The sequence below is a fragment of the Gordonia abscondita genome, from assembly GCF_032711245.1.
Lineage (GTDB): Bacteria > Actinomycetota > Actinomycetes > Mycobacteriales > Mycobacteriaceae > Gordonia.
Window position 1 is genome coordinate 1,783,265 of sequence record NZ_CP128986.1, and the last position, 18,053, is coordinate 1,801,317.

Sequence of the window (18,053 nt, forward strand, 5' to 3'; positions counted from 1 at the left end):
TCTTATTCCGAACGCACGTTCAGTGATCAACACTACTGACAAAAATCATAGTTGTTGAATTGATCACTCGCGCGGCAGGCATTGACAATGGTGCGCAATGTCTGAATTTTGAATCTATCAACTCGCGCGGTTGCGAGCATCGGAACCAGCCGGAATGACTGGCTCGCCCACCTCGTCGTTGTTCCGTCGCTGACGCAGTTCGTCCAACGCGGCGGGGAGACCGTCCTTCGCCAGATTGCCGACGTCGGTCTCGTCCGCCGTGTCGAGGAACTCTTCGACGTGCGCACGTCCGACGGACAATCGGTCCAAACCGTTCTGCACCTTCTCCATCGCGAGCGCGAACAGCATCAGCAACGGGGGGATCAGAAGCACGGCCAGTCCTTGCATGGTTCCCCAGTCAACACGAAGTCGCGGCGAGGGTGAAACGAGACGGCCCGTCGTCACCGAGTTGTGACCACATCGTCGCTCGCGGCGCGGGCGCAGACGCGGGTGGGGCGGCGACCGCTAACCTGGGATGTTGTGAGCAGCCGTAAACCGGAGACCCGATTGGGCCTGACCCGACGAGCACGTCGGATGAACAGGACCCTTCACGTGGCGTTTCCGCACGTGTACTGCGAACTCGACTTCACCACGCCTCTCGAACTGTCTGTCGCGACGATCCTGTCGGCGCAGTGCACGGACGTCCGCGTCAACCAGGTGACTCCCGCATTGTTCGCGCGGTATCGGGATGCCTTCGCGTACGCGAGCGCCGACCGCACCGAGCTCGAAGAGATGATCCGCTCGACCGGCTTCTACCGGAACAAGGCGAATTCGATCATCGGTCTCGGACAGGGGCTCGTCGAACGGTTCGACGGCGAGGTGCCCGGCACGTTGAAGGAACTCATCACCCTGCCTGGATTCGGACGAAAGACCGCGAACGTGGTGCTGGGCAATGCCTTCGGTGTTCCGGGCATCACCGTGGACACACACTTCGGCAGGCTCGTCCGACGCTGGCAGTGGACCGACGAGACGGACCCGGTGAAGGTGGAACGTGTGGTCGGGGAACTCATCGAACGCAAGGAGTGGACTGATCTGTCGCACCGGATCATCTTCCACGGGCGGCGCGTCTGCCACGCGCGGACTCCCGCGTGCGGTGTCTGTGTTCTCGCCAAGGACTGCCCGTCGTACGGGGAGGGACAGCTCGATCCGATGAAGGCTGCCGCACTCGTGAAGGGGCCGGAGACCGAGCATCTTCTGGAGCTTGCCGGGATGAACACATGAGTCGGCTCGGCACCGCGAAGAAGGTGTTGGCTCAGCCGGGAATGCGCGCGATGATCGCGTTCGTGGTCGTCATGATCGCGCTGGTCGCTGCGCTCTGGCCACGCGGCGGCAGCGAGCCCGAGTCGGCGCCCGCGCCCGGCTCGTCGACTCCGACCTCAGGAGTGACCGATGCGGGTGCGTCGGCGGACGAGGTGACGCAGGCGCGGGTGGCGGCCGCCCTCACGGCGTGTCCGAGTGGAAGTGGGCCCGCCACCGGTGTGCTCGCTGGCGTCTCGGCGCCGTGCATGGCCGACGGACAAATCGTCGACCTCGGTGCGGTCACCGCAGGTAGACCGTTGGTGATCAACATGTGGGCGGTGTGGTGCCTGCCGTGCCGCCGGGAACTCCCGCTATTCGACCGGCTGGCGTCCCAGGCGGGTGACCGGTTGAACGTGCTGGCAGTGCATGCCAAGGAGGGCGCGGACAAGGAATACTTCGTGCTCAAGTTCCTGCAGGAGTTGAACGCGCATCTGCCGGTCGTGACCGACCCGCACGGCGACGTCGCGAAGGCGGTCGCCGCGCCGCGAGTGTTTCCGTCGACGGTGATGGTCCGCGCCGACGGAACCGTCGCCGCAGTGTTGCCGCGCGTCTTCGACACCTACGAGGATCTGACTTCGGCGGTCCGCGAACATCTCGGCGTCGACGTGGGGGAGGCATCGTGAGTCGACATGCCTCGAATCTTCTGGTGCCCCGCACGGCTGTACCCGAATGGCTGCGTACCGTCACCGACGACCTGTCGATGATCAACGAGAAGGTCCTCAAGCGGGGCGGCGACCGTGCCCGGATCGCGGCGGACTTCGTCGCGACTCGGTCGGCGGCCGTGCTCGTCCTGTTCGGCGGAGCGTTCGACGCCGCCGCCGACTATCCGGGCGGCGTCCCGGCCGACGCCGACATCCTGTTGACCGAGCGCGCGACGACGTTGCGGACCCACGGCGGACAGATCGCGTTCCCCGGTGGGGCCCGGGACCCCGGCGACGAATATCCGGTCGGGACCGCGCTCCGCGAAGCGTGGGAGGAAACCGGGCTAGTCGCTGATGGCGTCGATGTACTCGCCGCTCTGCCAACCTTCCCCGTGCCTTCGGGGTTCGAAGTGACGCCAGTCCTCGCGCACTGGTCGCGACCTTCGCAGGTGAGCGTCGTCGACGAAGGGGAAACTGCGCGGGTGACCCGCGTGAACCTGCGGGAACTGTTGAGCCCGGAGCATCGCTGTCAGGTGACCCGCGAGATCCCCGGCATGGCGCCTTACCTGGGCCCCGCGTTCGTCTACGACGGCATGCTGATCTGGGGTTTCACCGGCGGGTTGCTCGCCGCGATCTCGGAGACCGCGGGCTGGGATGTGCCGTGGGATCGTGACGACGTCCGGCCGTTGGAACAGATGATCTCCGAGACCGGCGGGCGTCAAGTGTCCGGATTCGCTGCGGAGCCGCCCCGGTGAGCGGGTCGCTGTGGGTTGACCTCATCATCCTCGCGGTCGCACTGCTCGCAGCGATCAGCGGTTATCGGCAGGGGGCTGCGGCGTCCGCGCTCGCGTTCATCGGTGTCATGATCGGTGCCGTCGCAGGCGTCCTGTTGGCGCCGCTGGTGATCGAACACTTCGATGACCAACGGCTGCGCCTCGTGGTCGGTGTGATGCTGATCGTGGTGCTCATCGTGGTCGGCGAGCTGTCCGGCATGGTGTTGGGCCGCGCCGTCCGAAGCAGCATCCACTCGCGCACACTGCAGCACGTCGACAGTGGGGTCGGCTCGGTGTTGCAGGCGATCGCGATCTTCGTGGCCGCGTGGCTGCTGTCGTTTCCGCTCGCTAGCTCTGAACAAGTCCGCATCTCGGACGCCGTCGCTGGCTCGAAAGTGGTGGAGAGCGTCGACGCGGTTGCCCCGCAGTGGATGCACAACCTGCCGAACGAACTTACCGACCTCATCGACTCGTCCGGGATCAAGGAAGTCATCGGGCCGTTCGGCGAGACACGTGTAGCTAACGTCAACGCGCCGGACCAACGGCTGGCCGACCTCCCGGTCGTGCAGCAGGTGCAGCCGAGTGTCCTCAAGATCAACGGCGTCGCCCGCAGCTGTGGGCAGGCGTTGGAGGGAACCGGATTCGTCGTGTCCCCCGAACGGGTGATGACCAATGCGCACGTCGTCGCGGGCACCGACTCGGTCAGCGTCGAGGTGGTCGGCGGACGTCAACTCGATGCGACGGTCGTCTGGTTCAACTCGCGCAACGACGTGGCTGTCCTCGACGTTCCGGGTCTGCGAGCACCGGCGCTCAAGTTCGCGACCGACGCGGGCGACACGGGCGACGACGCGATCGTCCTCGGCTACCCGGAGAACGGCCCGTACACGGTGACGCCGGTCCGGATCCGCAACGTCGTGCAGTTGAATGGACCTGACATCTACCAGCACGCCAAGCAGATCTCCCGCGAGGTGTACACGGTCCGCGGGAGCATCCGGCCCGGCAACTCGGGTGGCCCGATGATCGACCGCGACGGATCGGTGTTGGGAGTTGTGTTCGGTGCGTCCGAGAATCCCGCGGACCACACCGGCTTCGTCCTGACCGCAGACCAGGTGCAGAGCGACCTCGCGAAGTCAGAGAAGCGTTCGGGTTCAGCCGAAGCAGACACGCAGCGGTGCGTGTCCGCGCACTGAGCGCGCTGCCCGCCGACTGCGCGGAGTCGAGAAGTTAGCCGCCGAGGTGTTCGAGCACCGCGGCGTTCACCGCATCAGGTGCCTCTTCGTGCAGGAAATGTCCCGCACCGGTCACCGTGCGGTAGCTGAAGTTACGAGCCCAGTGTTCGCTGTCGGCCATCAACGAATCGAGGATGTACTCGTCCTCCCTGCCGCGCAACGCCAGGAACGGTTGGTCGAGGCGCTTGTCCATCACCTCCATGAACCGCCAGCCGTCCGGACGGAACTGGGAGCGGAACGCCCACCGGCGGTATTCGAGGCTGCAGTGAGCGACGCCGGGGATCTGGATGGCCAGCCGGTTGCGTTCGACGGCCTCGGCGAAGTCCGCGGTCTTCTGCCACGCCTTGCCGGACTGGGCGTGGAAGTATTCGTCGATGAACGCGCCGTTGCCGCGGGTAAGCCGGCGTTCCCCAATCCTGGGGAGCTGGTTGTGGATGAATGGCGCCAAGAACGACGAACGCTCCTCCGCGTTGAACAGAACGCCTTGGCGGAGGGCCCGCGGATGCGGAGACGACAAGACGACGACACGGTCGATGGCGCGCGGATGCAGGGTGGCCGTCGCCCAGCAAACGAGACCGCCGTCAGCGTGCCCGACAAGAGACGCCGACGAATGCCCGAGAGCTCGGACCAGCGCGTGCGTGTCGCCTGCCAACGTCCACCCGTCGTAGCCGCGTGGAGGCTTGTCGGAGTCGCCGTACCCGCGCAGGTCGACGGCGACTGCGCGGAATCCGGCAGCGGTCAACGCGGGAAGCTGGTGACGCCACGTCCACCAGAACTCGCCGAAACCGTGCAAGAGCAGGACGAGCGGCCGGTCGGCGATCGACCGGTCGCTTTCGACCGCGTGGAAACGAAGGCCGCCCGCACGCACGTCGAAGTGCTGCCAGGGCCCGTCGAACCGGACCTCCGTGGGGTCCGGGGGAGTGTTGTTGTTCAATTCGTCGATCAGCGAGGAGCCGTCAGCGGCTCATCGGATCACGTGCAGGCGGGATCTGCGGGTGGGCGACACCGCCAACTGCCGACTTCTCCCGCCCCGGAACCACACTGCTGATCTCCGACAACGACTCGATGGTCTTCTCGGGCTTCCGCAGCTTCCGGAACAGGATGTAGCCGACGACGATCGCGGCGATCGACACGAACAGCAAGACCAAGAAGACGATGCCGAACGCGGCCCATGTCGGCAGCCACAAGTCGAGTAGGAAGCCGAGGAACACGAAGAAGAACAGGCTCGCATACAGGAGGAGGACGGCTGCACCGATGATCAGACCGGTGCCGGCGCCTGCCTTCTTCGCCTCGTTGACGAGTTCGGACTTGGCGAGTGCCACCTCCGCCCGGAACAGCGTCGACACGTTGGCCGTCGCATCCTTGACGAGGTTGCCGATGGTCGGTTCGCCGTCCTTGCCGAGGTTGGCATCCGACATCGGAATCGACGGGACGCGCGGAGCGTCGGCGGGCTGCGGAGGCCAGGTGTCCTGATTGCCGCTCACGAGTTCTCCCTTGCTGGACGTTGGTCGGCCTTCATGTTGCCATGCCTGAGGTTTCGATCCGACGCCCACACGCGGATCGAGGGCATGAAGCCTGTCGTCGCTCCACCACGCGCGCCCTGATCGAGCGGAGTCGAGGTCGCGACTTCGCTCGATCAGGGTGAGGTAGGTCGATCTGCAGAGGGCCGATCACGCCCGCTTGGCGCGGATCGCCTCGAAGACTGCGGGATCGACGAGGGTCGACGTGTCGCCGAGTTCGCGGCCTTCGGCGATGTCCTTGAGGAGGCGACGCATAATCTTGCCCGATCGGGTCTTGGGTAGTTCCGGAACGATGTTGACCTCGCGCGGCTTGGCGATCGGTGAGATGTCGACCGCCACCTGCTGGCGAAGTTCAGCGACGAGGTCGTCGCCCGGTGTCGCGTGCTCCATCAAGATGACGAACGCGACGATGCCCTGGCCGGTCGTCTCGTCGGCGGCGCCGATGACGGCGGCTTCGGCGACAGCGGGGTGCGCGACGAGCGCCGACTCGACCTCGGAGGTCGAGATGCGGTGGCCAGACACGTTCATCACATCATCGACGCGACCCAGAACCCAGAGTGCGTGGTCCTCGTCGAAGCGAGCGCCGTCGCCCGCGAAATACCAGCCCTGCTCGGCGAACCGTGACCAGTACGTCTCCTTGAAGCGTTCCGGGTCGCCCCAGATGCCGCGCAGCATGCCTGGCCACGGGCGGTCGAGGACCAGATAGCCCTGTTCGCCGTCGGGAACGGCCGCACCCTTGTCGTCGACGATCGACGCACTGATGCCGGGCAGGGGCCGCATCGCCGAACCCGGTTTGGTGGCGGTGACGCCAGGCAGCGGGGAGATCATGATGCCGCCGGTCTCCGTCTGCCACCAGGTGTCGACGATCGGGCAACGCCCGCCGCCGATGACCTCGCTGTACCAGCGCCACGCCTCGGGGTTGATCGGCTCACCGACGCTGCCGAGGAGCCGCAGTGACGACAGGTCGTGCGCATCGGGGATCTCGCGGCCCCACTTCATGAACGTGCGGATCAGGGTGGGTGCGATGTAATACGTGGTGACGCCGTACTTCTCGATGATCTGGAAGTGGCGGTGCTCGTCAGGCGAGTTCGGGGTGCCCTCGTAGATCACCTCGGTGGCGCCGTTCGAGAGCGGGCCGTACACGAGGTACGAGTGGCCGGTGACCCAGCCGATGTCGGCTCCGCACCAGAAGACGTCACGGCCCTCTTTGTGGTCGAACACGTTATGGAAGGTGTACGCGGCTTGCGTCAGGTAGCCGCCCGAGGAGTGGACGATGCCCTTCGGTTTGCCAGTGGTGCCCGACGTATAGAGCAGGAACAGCGGATGCTCGGCGTCGAACGACTCCGGCTCGTGCTCGGTGGACTGCTCGTCGACAGTGTCCTCCCACCACACGTCACGGCCCTGCACCCAATTCAGATCCGGATCGTGGTTGGTGCGGCGAACGACAATGACCTTCTCGATCGACTTCGCCGCATCGGCCCCGGTACCGAGAGCTTCGTCGACGGCCTCCTTCAGCGGGGCGGGCTTCCCACGCCGGAACTGTCCATCGGTAGTGATGACGACCTTCGCCTCGGCGTCGTCGACGCGCGAGCGCAGGGCGGCGGCCGAGAAGCCGGCAAACACCACCGAATGAGTCAGGCCAAGACGTGCACACGCGAGCATCGAGATGATCGCTTCGGGGACCATCGGCATGTAAATGGCGACGCGGTCGCCCGCGACCAAGCCGATCGACGAGAGATAGTTCGCGGCGCGCGACACCTCGTCCTTGAGTTGGCTATAAGTGATGTCGCGTGTGTCGTCGAGCGGCTCGCCGACCCAATGGATCGCGACCCGGTCGCCCTTGCCTGCGGCGACGTGGCGGTCGACGCAGTTCACTGACACGTTCAGCTCGCCGCCGACGAACCATTTCGCGAACGGAGCGTTAGACCAGTCGAGGACCTGTCCGAACGGTGTCGTCCAGTCCAGGCGCCGCGCCTGCTCGGCCCAGAACTCGTCGGGATTAGCGTCGGCGCGGTCGTACATCTCGACGGTCGCGTTCGCATTGTCGGCGAACTCCTTCGACGGCGGGTACACCTTGCTGGCTTCGGTCATTCCTGGTCTGCCTTTCCTTGTCGAACTGCTGCGCTGGGAGCACGTCGCGCGCACCGCGCACAGTGTTGTCTGGCGCTGGCTGCCGCTTACATGTGAGGGTAGTCACCGCACGTTGCAAGCGCGTAGCGGGTAGCGGCCATCAGGAGCCCTCGCGCGATGAGCGGTCGTTCGGGCGCGACGGGAGGACAGTGCTCGAGGTACGACGAGGTGGCGTCGTCGACGCAGTTTGTTATCGACACGGTCGGAGTCGACACCGATGGCGACGCAACGGAACGCGAACGGCGGGCACATATATCGTGGCCGGTGTGAGTGTTGACCCGCTGGCCCCGCTACTCGACCTTCCCGACGTCCGCGATGCGTCGGAGTCGGCGCGCGACGCGCTAGGTGTGGTGCATCGGCATCGCACCAACCTGCGCGGGTGGGATAAGACGTCCCGCGAGGCGTCGTGGCGCGCGGGTCGTTCGTCTGCTGCCATCGAAGGCGGCAGCGTCGAACTGCAGCGCGACGCACAGTTTGACGATCCGATCACCGAAGGCGCGATCCGGGTGGCGCAGGCTCTCGACACCGATGGAATCGACCAGCTCGTGTCGGTGTTCCGTCGTGCCCCCGCACAGGCTCTCGCCCGACTGCACACGCTCGCCGCCGCGGGCCTCGTCGACGATCCTGAACTGCTCGGGCGTCCCCGGTCGGATCCGCACATCGCGCAGCGCCTCGACTTCCTGAGTCAGATCATCACCGGCGGGACGACGGTTCCCGCGCCGGTCCTGGCCGCGATCGTCCACGGCGAACTGTTGTCGCTGGCGCCGTTCACCGAAGGAAACGGTGTGGTCGCACGTGGTGCGTCACGACTGGTCTCATCATCGACAGGCCTGGACCCGCACCTGCTCGGCGTCCCCGAAGTGACGTGGTTGAAACGGATCGGCGAATACCGTGAACTGTCGGCGACGTTCGGCACCGGTGACCCGTCGGCTATCGGGACGTGGATCGTCCTGTGTTGCGAGGCGATGGAGGCGGGAGCTGTCGAAGCCAAATCGATCGCCGATGCGGCCGCCAGCTGACCTGCACACAACCGCTGACCTGCACACGATTGCGGGCGGTACCGGTGGTCGATTGTCATCTCGACCGGGGTACCGCCCGCGAGCACGAGCGAAAGTTACCAGGCGTGCTGGGTGGGTTGTGTGGGTCGCCTCGGCGTTCCCAAAATCACCTCGACGTGTACTCGAAAGACAGCGACGCTTTCCCTGTGTGAGTTCACGAATGGTGGCTAAGGGTTCGCAGGCGCACAACGCTTTTGCCAATGCGGCGTGCTCCGCGTGGGTGCTTGCCGCCCGTGCCGGGAACCTCAATTCCGGGGGTTCAGGCCTTCTCTGCCGGTCTGAACTTGGCCGTCTGTGATTCCGTAACCACATTCTTACCCTGTGACCGTCGTCACTGCAAGGGGTTCGGCAGAAATCGATCGGAATCGATCAGACGGCACGAAACCGCAGGTGAAAGGGCCTGGTGGCGGTGGTGGTACATGACCGCTGCGGCGGCGATTGCTCCGATCCCTGTGGCGCACAGGGCTCCCCGTCCGATGACGCTGGGACTCGGACGGTGGGAGGCGGCCGCGGGAGTGGCGAAGTCGAGGATGTCCCACCCGTTGTCGGCGGCGTGGCGGCGGAGCGGCTTGCCCGGATTGACGACGGCGGGCCTGCCCACTGCATCGAGCATCGGGAGGTCGGTCGCGGAATCGGAGTACGCGTAGCAACGGCTCAGGTCGTAGCCGCGCTCGGTCGCCAGATCTTCGAGGACAGTGGCCTTCTCGGCGCCGTAGCAGTAGAAGTCGAGGTCGCCGGAATATTGGCCGTCCACTACGCGCATGATGCTGGCGCGCACGATGTCGACGCCGAGCAGGTCGCCGATCGGTTCGACCATCTCGATGCCCGACGCCGAGATCAGCACGACGTCGTGGCCCGCCTCCTTGTGTTGCTCGATCAGTTCGAGAGCCTCCGGGAATACGACCGGACGCACCACGTCGTCGAGCGTCTCGGCGACGATCGACCGCACCTGCGCGGCGTCCCATCCGGTGGACATGTCGGTCACGTGTTTGCGCAGTTTATCGACGTGATTCTCGTCGGCGGCGGTCAGTAAGAACTGGAGTTGAGCTATCCCGGAGCGGAGCATTGTGCGGCGCGACAGGAGCCCGCCCTCGTAGAATGGCCGCGTGAACGCGAGGGCGCTGGAGCGGGCGATCACAGTCTTGTCGAGGTCGAAGAAGGCGGCGATGCGCGTAGGCTCTGCCGTGGTCACATCCGATATCGTACAACGTCGAAATGTGATCCACGGAACATCAAATGATTAATAGTTGGACTTGCAATCTTCGCGTCGGCGCGTGTAACTTTGGGTTTGTCCGGCAATGCCGGAAGCATTCAGCCCGACCCCCCGGGGCTGAACTGCTGATGACCCCGGCCTCCTCCCCCCTGGCCGGGGTCATCTCCTATTCTGCAGTCTTTCCGCCGTTGTCGTGTTGCCGATTCGCGCAGTCATCCGGATTTTTGAGACGTTTCCCCATATCTGTCGCGATTCTCGGCGTAGGTTCGAATGCGCCGAGCAAGTGCTTGGTAACGCGCACCGGGGGTCGCAGATGAAGCTCGTCAAACGTTCGTTGATCGCGGCCGGTGCGGCGTTGCTGGCCGTCATCGCCGCTGGGCCCGCGTCGGCAGCACCGAATAAGAAGCTGCCGGAGAACTACAACTTCCTGAGCGGAATCGCTTATGAACTGCAGCACCCAGGCGGGTCGCTGCCTGGATCCAATGATTTCAGCTGTAAGCCGACGCCGGAGCATCCGCGCCCGGTGGTCCTCGTGCACGGAACCGGCGGTGCACAGGCGACCAACTGGGGTCCGTACCCGGCGCTCCTCACCAACCGCGGGTACTGCGTCTTTGCCCTGACCTACGGAGCGATCCCCGGAGTTCCGTGGCCGGCCAACCAGATCGGCGGCATGGACAAGCAGGACGTCAGCGCTCGACAGCTCGACCGCTTCGTCGACGATGTGCTCGCCGCCACCGGAGCCGAGACCGTCGACCTGGTCGGGCATTCCCAAGGCACATACATGCCGACGTACTACGTGAAGTTCCTCCGCGGAGCCGAGAAGGTCACCAAATATGTCTCGCTCGCACCGTTGTGGCGTGGCACAGCGGACGGGGTTCCCGTTCCGAATGTCGGAAACATGCTCGACACGATCGACGTGCCGGTCTGCACTGGCTGCGGCGGAATGGTGGCCGGATCGGCGATGAACAAGAAGCTCTGGACCGGAGGTAGTCCGTACGTCAGCGGCATCGACTACGCGAACATCATGACGCGCGGCGACGAATTCGTGGTTCCGTACACCTCGGGTTACGTGAAGCCGCGCGCAGGCGAATCGGTCACCAACGTCGTCGTCCAGAAGGGCTGCGCCAAGGACTTCAGTGACCACCTGGCCATCGTGAGTTCGCGCCGCGCCGCGTTCTTCGTCCTCAACGCGCTCGACCCAGGGCATCCGGTCACTGTGCCGTGCGAGTACGTCGCGCCGATCACCGGACAGAGTCTTCGGTGACGGTGCAGGACTTCTGATCGCTGGACGATGCCTCTGACCTGGTCAGATACCAGCCTGTGGATAACGTGCTTTTCGGCATGAGGTGATCGCCGCATCATCAGGCCATGACTGATGTACTGCTCGTTCTCGCCGACGACGCGCTCCACTCGGACCTCGCGCGCTGCGCCGCAGCAGCCGGGTACACGATGGTGATCGGGGACGCCGCATCGTGCCGCCACGATTGGCTGCGCTCGTGCGCGGTGGTCGTCGACGCCGATGCGACGGCGGTCCTCGCCGCGCTGCACCCACCGAAACGTCCGGCCGTGGTGGTCGTCGGATCGTCCGACGACGATCCACGCGCGTGGCAGACCGGGCTCGCGTTGGGTGCGCAGGGCGGATTCGTCCTCCCCGACGAGGAAGCTGGCCTCGTCGGTGCGCTGTCAGAGTTCCGCCGGCCGGTCCGGCAGCCCGCGGGAGCGGTCGCCGTGATCGGCGGGCACGGGGGAGCGGGTGCGTCTTCGCTGGCCGCAGCGGTAGCCCTGGTCGCCGCGCGCGACGGCGAACGCGTACTGCTGCTCGACGCCGACCAATCCGGCGCGGGCGTCGACTTGATCCTGGGGGTGGAGGACGAACCTGGGCTGCGGTGGCCGGACGTCACCGGCGAGACCGGAGCCATCGCGGGGCCGGCGTTGCGCGCCGCGCTGCCCGGCGTCGGGCGCGTCAGCGTGATGACATCCGCGCGTGACGACGTCGAACCGTTGCGGCCCGACGCCGTCCTCGCTGTGGTGGATGCCGGACGGAGCGCAGGCGATGTGGTCGTCGCCGACGTGGGCCGCGAACCGGGGCCGGTCGCTGCGGCTCTCGTCGACAGCGCCGACTTCGCGGTCGTCGTGACCACTGCGTCTGTCCACTCGGTCGCGGCGACTCGCCGTACGGCCGCCCGGCTCGTCCCAGAACGGGACGCCGTGCTCGTCGTCCGCGGGCCGTCGCCCGGTGGGCTCCGGGCGAGTGACGTGGCGGCCGCGATCGGGTTGCCGCTGCTCGGCGGGTATCGGCCCGAGCGGGCTCTCGCGCAGCGGTGCGAGGCGTCAGGGTTGTCGCTGCGGCGTCGTAGTCCGCTGACGGTCGCCGCGGAGGACGTCTACCGTCGGCTGCACGCGGGAGCTGCGCGATGACCGCCGTCGGACGCGCCGACCTGCTGGAACGGGTTCGCGACAGGTTGGCGACACAGACGAGTTGCCCCGAGCCCGCGGTGATCGCGGACGCGATCCGCGCGGAGTCGGGCGGGTTGCTCGGCGACACGGATCTGCTCGACGTACTGCGGTACCTACAGACCGAGATGGTCGGCGCGGGACGGTTGGAAGGACTGCTCGCAGAGCCAGGCGTCACCGACGTCCTCGTCGTCGGCCCAGACCGCGTCTGGGCCGACCGCGGCGACGGACTAGAACTGACCGCTGTGCGGTTCGACGACGAGGCGTCGGTGCGGCGACTCGCGGGTCGGCTCGCTCTCGGCGCGGGCAGACGACTCGATGAGGCCCAGCCGTGGGTCGACGGGCAGTTGTCGGGAGTCGGTCGACGTGACGTGACGGTGCGCCTGCACGCGGTGATCCCGCCGCTGGCCGTCGACGGCACATGCATCTCGTTGCGTGTGCTTCGCGGCGCCACGCAGACCTTCGACGCGTTGGTGAAGACCGGAGCGATACCCGGTGAAGCCGCCGGCCTGCTCCGTGAGGCGGTCGCGGCACGGCTCGCCTTCCTCATCGTCGGCGGTACCGGCTCCGGGAATACAACCATCGATGTGTGACACAATAGCAGCTATGAGCCGAAGTGCAGCCATTTACGCGAGAATTTCTCAGGACCGCGACGGATCCGCGCTCGGCATCGAGCGGCAAGAGCAGGATTGTCGCGCGCTCGCCGACTCGCTCGGCTGGACTGTCACCGACGTGTTCGTCGACAACAACCGGTCTGCATACAGCGGCAAGCGTCGACCAGAGTACGAGCGGCTTCTCGCCGCGATCGAGTCCGGACACATACAGGCCGTCGTCGCGTGGGCACCCGATCGGCTTCACCGATCCCCGGCGGAGCTCGAACGGTACATCGACATTGCCGAGCGTCGAAGCGTCGTCACGAACACTGTGAAGTCTGGTGCGTGGGATCTGTCGACACCATCTGGTCGAGCCGTCGCTCGCACGCTCGGAGCATGGGCTCGATACGAATCTGAGCACAAGGGAGACCGGATCGCGCGCGCCGCCCGTCAACGCGCAGAGCAGGGCAAGCACCATGGTGGTAGTCGACCGTTCGGCTACAAGGACAACGGCGTCGACCTCGACCCCATCGAGTCCGAGATCGTCCGCGAAATGTTCGAGAAGGTACTCGCCGGTGTCAGCCTGCGGAAGATCGTTCACTCACTGAACGGACGGAACGTCCCTACCGCCCGCGGGAACCGCTGGACGGCGCTACAAGCCCGCTCGATCGTCATGAACGGTCGGTACGCCGGGTACCGGATGCACAAGGGCGAACCGATCGCCAAAGCCGTGTGGCCTGCGATCGTCTCCGAGGACGTCTGGCGCGCGGCGCTGACAATCGTCACCGACCCGAGCCGAGACACCAACGGTGGCCGCGGCGCTGAGGTTCGCTGGCTTGGCTCAGGTCTCTACATCTGCGGCGTATGCGGCACCAGGCAGATCCGCTGCTCATCGTCGGGTAATAAGATGCCGGCATATCGGTGTATCGAACGCGAGATGACCGGGACTATCGCTCACGTGAACCGAAACGCACGCAAGCTCGACGAGTACGTCGAGTCGGTACTGGTCGCGCGGCTGACTCAACCGGACGCGCTCGAACTACTCACTCCGAAGTCCCCGGCCGTCGACGTCGCGGCGCTCTACGTCGAGCAGTCGGCCCTGGCGTCGCGGCAAGATGAACTCGCTGGCCTGTATGCGGCCGGGAGCGTCACGGCCCGCCAGCTGACGACCGCGACGTCGACGATCGAGAAGCAGTTGTCTGGCATAGCTGAGCAGATCCGTACCGCGACGTTCACCGATCCCCTTCGTGCGATCGCGAACTCGCCCGACGTTGCCGCGGCTTGGTACGGCAGTGACACGACACCGGCGCTGGATCTCGGTTCTAAGCGGGCAATCCTCGACGCGCTGCTCGACGTGACGATCAACCGGACGCCGATGCGCGGCCGGTTCGACTACGACGCGATCGGGATGGAGTGGAAGCAATGACCGACGAAATTGTCTTGTACTGTGCCGCGTGCCGAGGCCGAGGTGAGCAAGGGCACGTCGAGCGTTTCCGGAAGCGTGGCGGAAAGACATGGACCGTTGTTGGCGGCCATCGCCCCGGCGTATCCGAATGGGTTCAACTCTCAGGCGACGACCTCGCGGGCCTCGAACAGTACCTCGCCAATGGGCACCAGAGTCCGGGCGGGCGGCAGCGTGACCGGTACCGGTTCGAGTGCCCTCGCTGCGGCGACACGCTCCCGGTCCGCTGGGGCCGCGTGAGGCTCGTACTGGCACTGATCGCGGGGCAGGGTGCTACCGAGATCTCGATCGACAGTCTGCGGCGCGCCGTCGCGAAGGTTGTCGACTTCGAACGGTAGTCCGCTACGATGGTTTTGCTGCTCTATCCAGATAGAACAGCGTCGGCCGCCGATGCGCGGTCTGGTTAGTTCCCCAAACCCTGGCAGCCCAGGGCACTGAATGGTGCCCTGAGGACGACTGCTCCCCAGGGCGCCACCGAGTGCCAAGGAGCACTGGTGGACGCAACTGCCAACCATTACCGCGCCCGAGTGGCGTCACTCTCTAGAAGCCGCGCCGCTGACGATCCCGAACTAGTCGGGGCACGTCGCGATCTGAAAGCGGCTCGCCTCGCTGAGCACGTCGCAAAGGTCGTCGCCGCTGCTCCGCCTCTAACCTATGAGCAGCGCGCCCGGATCTCGGTCCTTCTCGTCGCCGACCGCCCGCAAGCCGCGCACGCGGATCTCGGTCTCCCCGATCCCACCGAGCAGATCGGGGGCGAGGTCTGATGCAGACAGAAGAAAACCCCGGCGTGCAGACCGGGGCTCTCGAAATCTCTGGGCGAGACAACTTAGAGTCTACCGCCCTAACACCTTCGTGGGTGTTCGATCCCGACGAGCGTCAGTTCCACGAGCTCGAAGCGAAGGTTCGCGAGGCCGGTTTCCGTCTCGCGGTCCGATGCCGGGTCTGTGGCTCGTGGCTCGTCGCTGACCGCTCGCGGACCGAGCACATCGGCCCCGTCTGCCGAGGCCGGGTGAGCGTCGATGCCTGAGTCTCTGCTCGCCGCGGTCCTGCTTGCGCCGTCGCGACAAGTCGTCGACGTCCTCAACGTCTGCCGGCCCGAGGATGTCCGCCTGTTGGACGCCCCGATCGCGACTGTTCTCGACGTCGCGCTCGAGATCGCCCGGTCCGGTAAGCCGCCCGCCGCCGCCGTGCTCGGTGCCGAGCTACTACGCCGAGGCTTGTACGACGCGCACGCGGGTGATCTCGTCCGCACGCGCATGGCTGACGCCGTGACGACCGTCGCTTATCCGGAGCTCCTGCCTGAATATGCGGCGTCGATCCTCGCCCGAGTGTTCCGCGCTCGCCTCGCCGCAGCAGGCGAAGCATTCACCGCGGGAGCCGAGACCGCGCCTGAGTCGGATCTCTGGACACTGCTGGTCCGTGAGGGTGCCGCGCTCCGAGCGATCTGGGATCGACTGTCTTCGACCCGAGGGGAGGCGGCGTGAGCGACGACGACTACAGCGAAGTCCTCGACCGCGTCGAGGAACACCTCGGCCGGTATATCGCGGTCCCTGATGACCGCGACCTGTCGCTGCTCACCCTGTGGGCCGCGCACACGCACATGGCGATCGAGTGCTACACCTCGCCGCGGCTGCTGCTCGACTCGACAATGCCCGGTAGCGGCAAGACGACGGTTCTTGACCACCTCGCTCGCCTCACATGCGACGCGATCCAGGCGGCCGCGCTCTCGTCACCGGCACTGCTCGCCCGTGTCCTCGACGACCGGATCCGCACAGTGCTGATCGACGAGACCGACCGCTCGCTGGCACCGGACAAGCCAAACGTCGGCGAACTGATCGCGATCCTCAACAGCGGCTACCGTCGCGGCGCTACGCGGCCGGTCCTCGTCCCGGACAAGGAGAAGGGGTGGGTGTCGAAGGAGATGGCGACGTTCTGCCCAGTCGCCATGGCCGGCAACAGTCCGCGGCTCCCAGATGACACCCGCTCGCGGTGTCTACGGGTGCTACTGATGCCGGATCTCGACGGCACGATCGAAGACTCCGACTGGGAACTCATCGAGGACGACGTCGTATTGCTGCACGACATGCTCGCGGCGTTCGCCGACGCCGTCCGCGACCAGATCGCCGGAATGCCGGTCGACCTACCGCCCAGCTGTATTGGCCGCGCGAAGGAGAAGTGGCGCCCCCTCAAGCGGGTGGCCGTCGCCGCGGGCGGCCACTGGCCCGAGATCGTCGACGAACTGATCCGGCGGGGACTCGACGAGGACCGCGCCGAACGGGACGCCGGGTTGATGTCGGAACCGCCCGGCATGGTCCTGATGCGCGATCTGCACCGGGTCTGGCCCGACGATCAGACGTTCGTTCCGACTGAGTCGCTCGTGTCGATGCTCGTGGCGAGGAACCCGGAGATGTGGGGCATGGCATCGGCCTACGGGAAGCAGCTGACCGCGAAACGGATGGGCTCGCTGATCTCTCAGGCATCGAAGATAACGAGTGTTCGACCAGGTGGGAGGGGTCCGCGCGGGTATCACCGGGCGACCCTCGCACCGGTTTGGCACCGCTTGGGCATAGGTCGTAAACCATCCGGTGCAACCGGTGATCCCGGTGAATCCGGTGCACGACCTGCACCACATGAGCCGGGATCACAGCATGCACCGGATGGAAAGAGAGGGGTACCGGATGCGGTGCGCGACGCGGTGTCGACCGGTGGAATCACCGACTCAACGCCCGGAATGACGCCCCGAGTCCAAGCACTAATCGACGCCCAGGAGGCGAACCGATGATCTCCCCGAACCGCATCACTGACGAACTCGTGTACGCGACCCGCCGACTGCTCGGTGTCGTCGAGTGGCATGCCGAGACCGCATCCGATCACGGTCACGCCGACGACTGCTGCTCGGCGTCGCTCGATGCGATCTCCTCGATCACCCCGGACATGCCGCGGCTGCTCGCTCAGTTCACCCACTTCAGCGACGGCCGCCCGATGGTCACCTACGTCGACGTCGACGGCGGGGGAATGCAACTCGGCGAACTCTGGCCGCCTGATCCTGCTGACCACCCGATCGAGCCGTACGACTCTCCGGCCTACGCGCTCGCGCCGCACAAAACGCACGGCGACCGAGGCCACGTGATCGTCACCTGGTGGCCGGCCGACTGCTCGGCGAGCGTCCGCTACGTCGAACCGCTCAGGCTGGTGGTCGCATGACCGCCAACTATGACCCGACCGGGACGATCGATCTCCTCTCGAAGGTGTTGGCGGACTCGCCGAAGCTCACCGGTGCCGCGTGTATCGGACACCACGAACTGTTCGACGCCAAGTCGCCAGACGAGACGCCCGAGACGGTCGAGGATCGGCACGAGCGCGCCGCCGCGCTCTGCTGGCAATGCCCCGCCCTCGACGACTGCACCGAATGGGCCTCGAGCCTCTCACGCAGCGCACGGCCGGCCGGTCTGGTCGCAACGCGAGCACCCCGCCCCGGACCGCGACCCGGCCGACCGAAGTCGGCAGCGTCGTGAGCACACACCGCGTGAGATGCCGGCACCGCCCATTCGTTTGCCAGGTCTGTCAAGGACCTTGCCCTCGCTACGCCGGGCCGCACGGCTGGACCTGCGACACCTGTATCCGACAACTCGACGACCACCA

Annotated in this window: 20 protein-coding genes and 1 pseudogene; 16 read left to right on the forward strand and 5 right to left on the reverse strand. The window is 66.1% G+C overall.

The annotated features are described in order from the left end of the window. Positions 1 to 117: 117 nt before the first annotated feature. Entirely contained in the window at positions 118 to 387 is a 270-nt protein-coding gene (locus MP11Mi_RS08340) for a hypothetical protein (protein ID WP_420041817.1), read from the reverse strand. Between the two features lie 186 nt (positions 388 to 573). On the opposite strand from MP11Mi_RS08340, the gene nth reads away from it, so the two are divergent. The 4 genes from nth (at position 574) to MP11Mi_RS08360 (ending at position 3,942) form a co-directional block, all read left to right on the forward strand. Then, positions 574 to 1,260 (forward strand): endonuclease III, encoded by a 687-nt coding sequence (gene nth, locus MP11Mi_RS08345; RefSeq protein WP_420041818.1) that lies wholly within the window; start codon positions 574 to 576, stop codon positions 1,258 to 1,260. Beyond that, positions 1,257 to 1,961, forward strand: a complete 705-nt coding sequence (locus MP11Mi_RS08350; protein WP_420041819.1) for a TlpA family protein disulfide reductase — start codon at positions 1,257 to 1,259, stop codon at positions 1,959 to 1,961. Before nth ends, MP11Mi_RS08350 begins: the two co-directional genes overlap by 4 nt. 77 nt (positions 1,962 to 2,038) lie before the next feature. Beyond that, complete coding sequence (locus MP11Mi_RS08355; protein WP_420042045.1) at positions 2,039 to 2,734, forward strand: NUDIX hydrolase; 696 nt, start codon at positions 2,039 to 2,041, stop codon at positions 2,732 to 2,734. After that, entirely contained in the window at positions 2,731 to 3,942 is a 1,212-nt protein-coding gene (locus MP11Mi_RS08360; protein WP_420041820.1) for a MarP family serine protease, read from the forward strand. Before MP11Mi_RS08355 ends, MP11Mi_RS08360 begins: the two co-directional genes overlap by 4 nt. Positions 3,943 to 3,976: 34 nt before the next feature. Here the strand turns inward: MP11Mi_RS08360 and MP11Mi_RS08365 are convergent, their stop codons facing one another. The 3 genes from MP11Mi_RS08365 to acs form a co-directional block, all read right to left on the reverse strand. Further along, a complete protein-coding gene (locus tag MP11Mi_RS08365) occupies positions 3,977 to 4,915 on the reverse strand; it encodes an alpha/beta fold hydrolase (protein WP_420041821.1) in 939 nt (312 codons plus the stop codon). A gap of 22 nt (positions 4,916 to 4,937) precedes the next feature. Continuing rightward, complete coding sequence (locus tag MP11Mi_RS08370; protein WP_420041822.1) at positions 4,938 to 5,465, reverse strand: phage holin family protein; 528 nt, start codon at positions 5,463 to 5,465, stop codon at positions 4,938 to 4,940. A 186-nt stretch (positions 5,466 to 5,651) separates the two neighbouring features. Next, positions 5,652 to 7,592, reverse strand: coding sequence for an acetate--CoA ligase (gene acs / locus MP11Mi_RS08375; RefSeq protein ID WP_420041823.1), 1,941 nt, complete (start codon positions 7,590 to 7,592; stop codon positions 5,652 to 5,654). 305 nt (positions 7,593 to 7,897) lie between these two features. On the opposite strand from acs, the gene MP11Mi_RS08380 reads away from it, so the two are divergent. Next, positions 7,898 to 8,650 carry a Fic family protein gene (locus MP11Mi_RS08380; RefSeq protein ID WP_420041824.1) on the forward strand — a complete coding sequence of 251 codons (753 nt, stop codon included), beginning with the start codon at positions 7,898 to 7,900 and terminating at the stop codon, positions 8,648 to 8,650. 370 nt (positions 8,651 to 9,020) lie between these two features. Here the strand turns inward: MP11Mi_RS08380 and MP11Mi_RS08385 are convergent, their stop codons facing one another. Then, positions 9,021 to 9,881 (reverse strand): HAD family hydrolase, encoded by an 861-nt coding sequence (locus MP11Mi_RS08385; RefSeq protein WP_420041825.1) that lies wholly within the window; start codon positions 9,879 to 9,881, stop codon positions 9,021 to 9,023. A gap of 334 nt (positions 9,882 to 10,215) precedes the next feature. Here MP11Mi_RS08385 and MP11Mi_RS08390 point away from each other — a divergent pair, with 334 nt between their 5' ends. The 11 genes and pseudogenes from MP11Mi_RS08390 to MP11Mi_RS08435 all read left to right on the forward strand — a co-directional run bounded on the left by MP11Mi_RS08390 (position 10,216) and on the right by MP11Mi_RS08435 (position 17,926). Beyond that, complete coding sequence (locus MP11Mi_RS08390; protein WP_420041826.1) at positions 10,216 to 11,166, forward strand: esterase/lipase family protein; 951 nt, start codon at positions 10,216 to 10,218, stop codon at positions 11,164 to 11,166. 104 nt (positions 11,167 to 11,270) lie between these two features. Beyond that, positions 11,271 to 12,320, forward strand: coding sequence for a septum site-determining protein Ssd (gene ssd, locus MP11Mi_RS08395; RefSeq protein WP_420041827.1), 1,050 nt, complete (start codon positions 11,271 to 11,273; stop codon positions 12,318 to 12,320). After that, positions 12,317 to 12,940 (forward strand): annotated as a pseudogene (locus tag MP11Mi_RS08400) (ATPase, T2SS/T4P/T4SS family); the annotation flags it as partial. The gene ssd and the pseudogene MP11Mi_RS08400, both read left to right, overlap by 4 nt. A 22-nt stretch (positions 12,941 to 12,962) precedes the next feature. Then, a complete protein-coding gene (locus MP11Mi_RS08405; RefSeq protein ID WP_420041828.1) occupies positions 12,963 to 14,375 on the forward strand; it encodes a recombinase family protein in 1,413 nt (470 codons plus the stop codon). Continuing rightward, positions 14,372 to 14,749 carry a hypothetical protein gene (locus MP11Mi_RS08410; RefSeq protein WP_420041829.1) on the forward strand — a complete coding sequence of 126 codons (378 nt, stop codon included), beginning with the start codon at positions 14,372 to 14,374 and terminating at the stop codon, positions 14,747 to 14,749. The genes MP11Mi_RS08405 and MP11Mi_RS08410 overlap by 4 nt, the downstream gene beginning before the upstream one ends. A 156-nt stretch (positions 14,750 to 14,905) precedes the next feature. Continuing rightward, complete coding sequence (locus MP11Mi_RS08415) at positions 14,906 to 15,175, forward strand: hypothetical protein (protein ID WP_420041830.1); 270 nt, start codon at positions 14,906 to 14,908, stop codon at positions 15,173 to 15,175. Beyond that, the gene (locus tag MP11Mi_RS18355) at positions 15,175 to 15,438 is read left to right on the forward strand and encodes a DUF6011 domain-containing protein (RefSeq protein WP_420712856.1); all 264 of its coding nucleotides are present in this window, start codon (positions 15,175 to 15,177) and stop codon (positions 15,436 to 15,438) included. Before MP11Mi_RS08415 ends, MP11Mi_RS18355 begins: the two co-directional genes overlap by 1 nt. After that, the gene (locus MP11Mi_RS08420) at positions 15,431 to 15,895 is read left to right on the forward strand and encodes a hypothetical protein (protein ID WP_420041831.1); all 465 of its coding nucleotides are present in this window, start codon (positions 15,431 to 15,433) and stop codon (positions 15,893 to 15,895) included. Before MP11Mi_RS18355 ends, MP11Mi_RS08420 begins: the two co-directional genes overlap by 8 nt. Continuing rightward, positions 15,892 to 17,193 carry a DUF3631 domain-containing protein gene (locus tag MP11Mi_RS08425; protein WP_420041832.1) on the forward strand — a complete coding sequence of 434 codons (1,302 nt, stop codon included), beginning with the start codon at positions 15,892 to 15,894 and terminating at the stop codon, positions 17,191 to 17,193. The genes MP11Mi_RS08420 and MP11Mi_RS08425 overlap by 4 nt, the downstream gene beginning before the upstream one ends. After that, positions 17,190 to 17,615 carry a hypothetical protein gene (locus MP11Mi_RS08430; RefSeq protein WP_420041833.1) on the forward strand — a complete coding sequence of 142 codons (426 nt, stop codon included), beginning with the start codon at positions 17,190 to 17,192 and terminating at the stop codon, positions 17,613 to 17,615. Before MP11Mi_RS08425 ends, MP11Mi_RS08430 begins: the two co-directional genes overlap by 4 nt. Beyond that, positions 17,612 to 17,926: a transcriptional regulator gene (locus tag MP11Mi_RS08435; protein ID WP_420041834.1), complete on the forward strand. Its 315-nt coding sequence runs from the start codon at positions 17,612 to 17,614 to the stop codon at positions 17,924 to 17,926. Before MP11Mi_RS08430 ends, MP11Mi_RS08435 begins: the two co-directional genes overlap by 4 nt. The last annotated feature ends 127 nt before the right edge of the window (positions 17,927 to 18,053 follow it).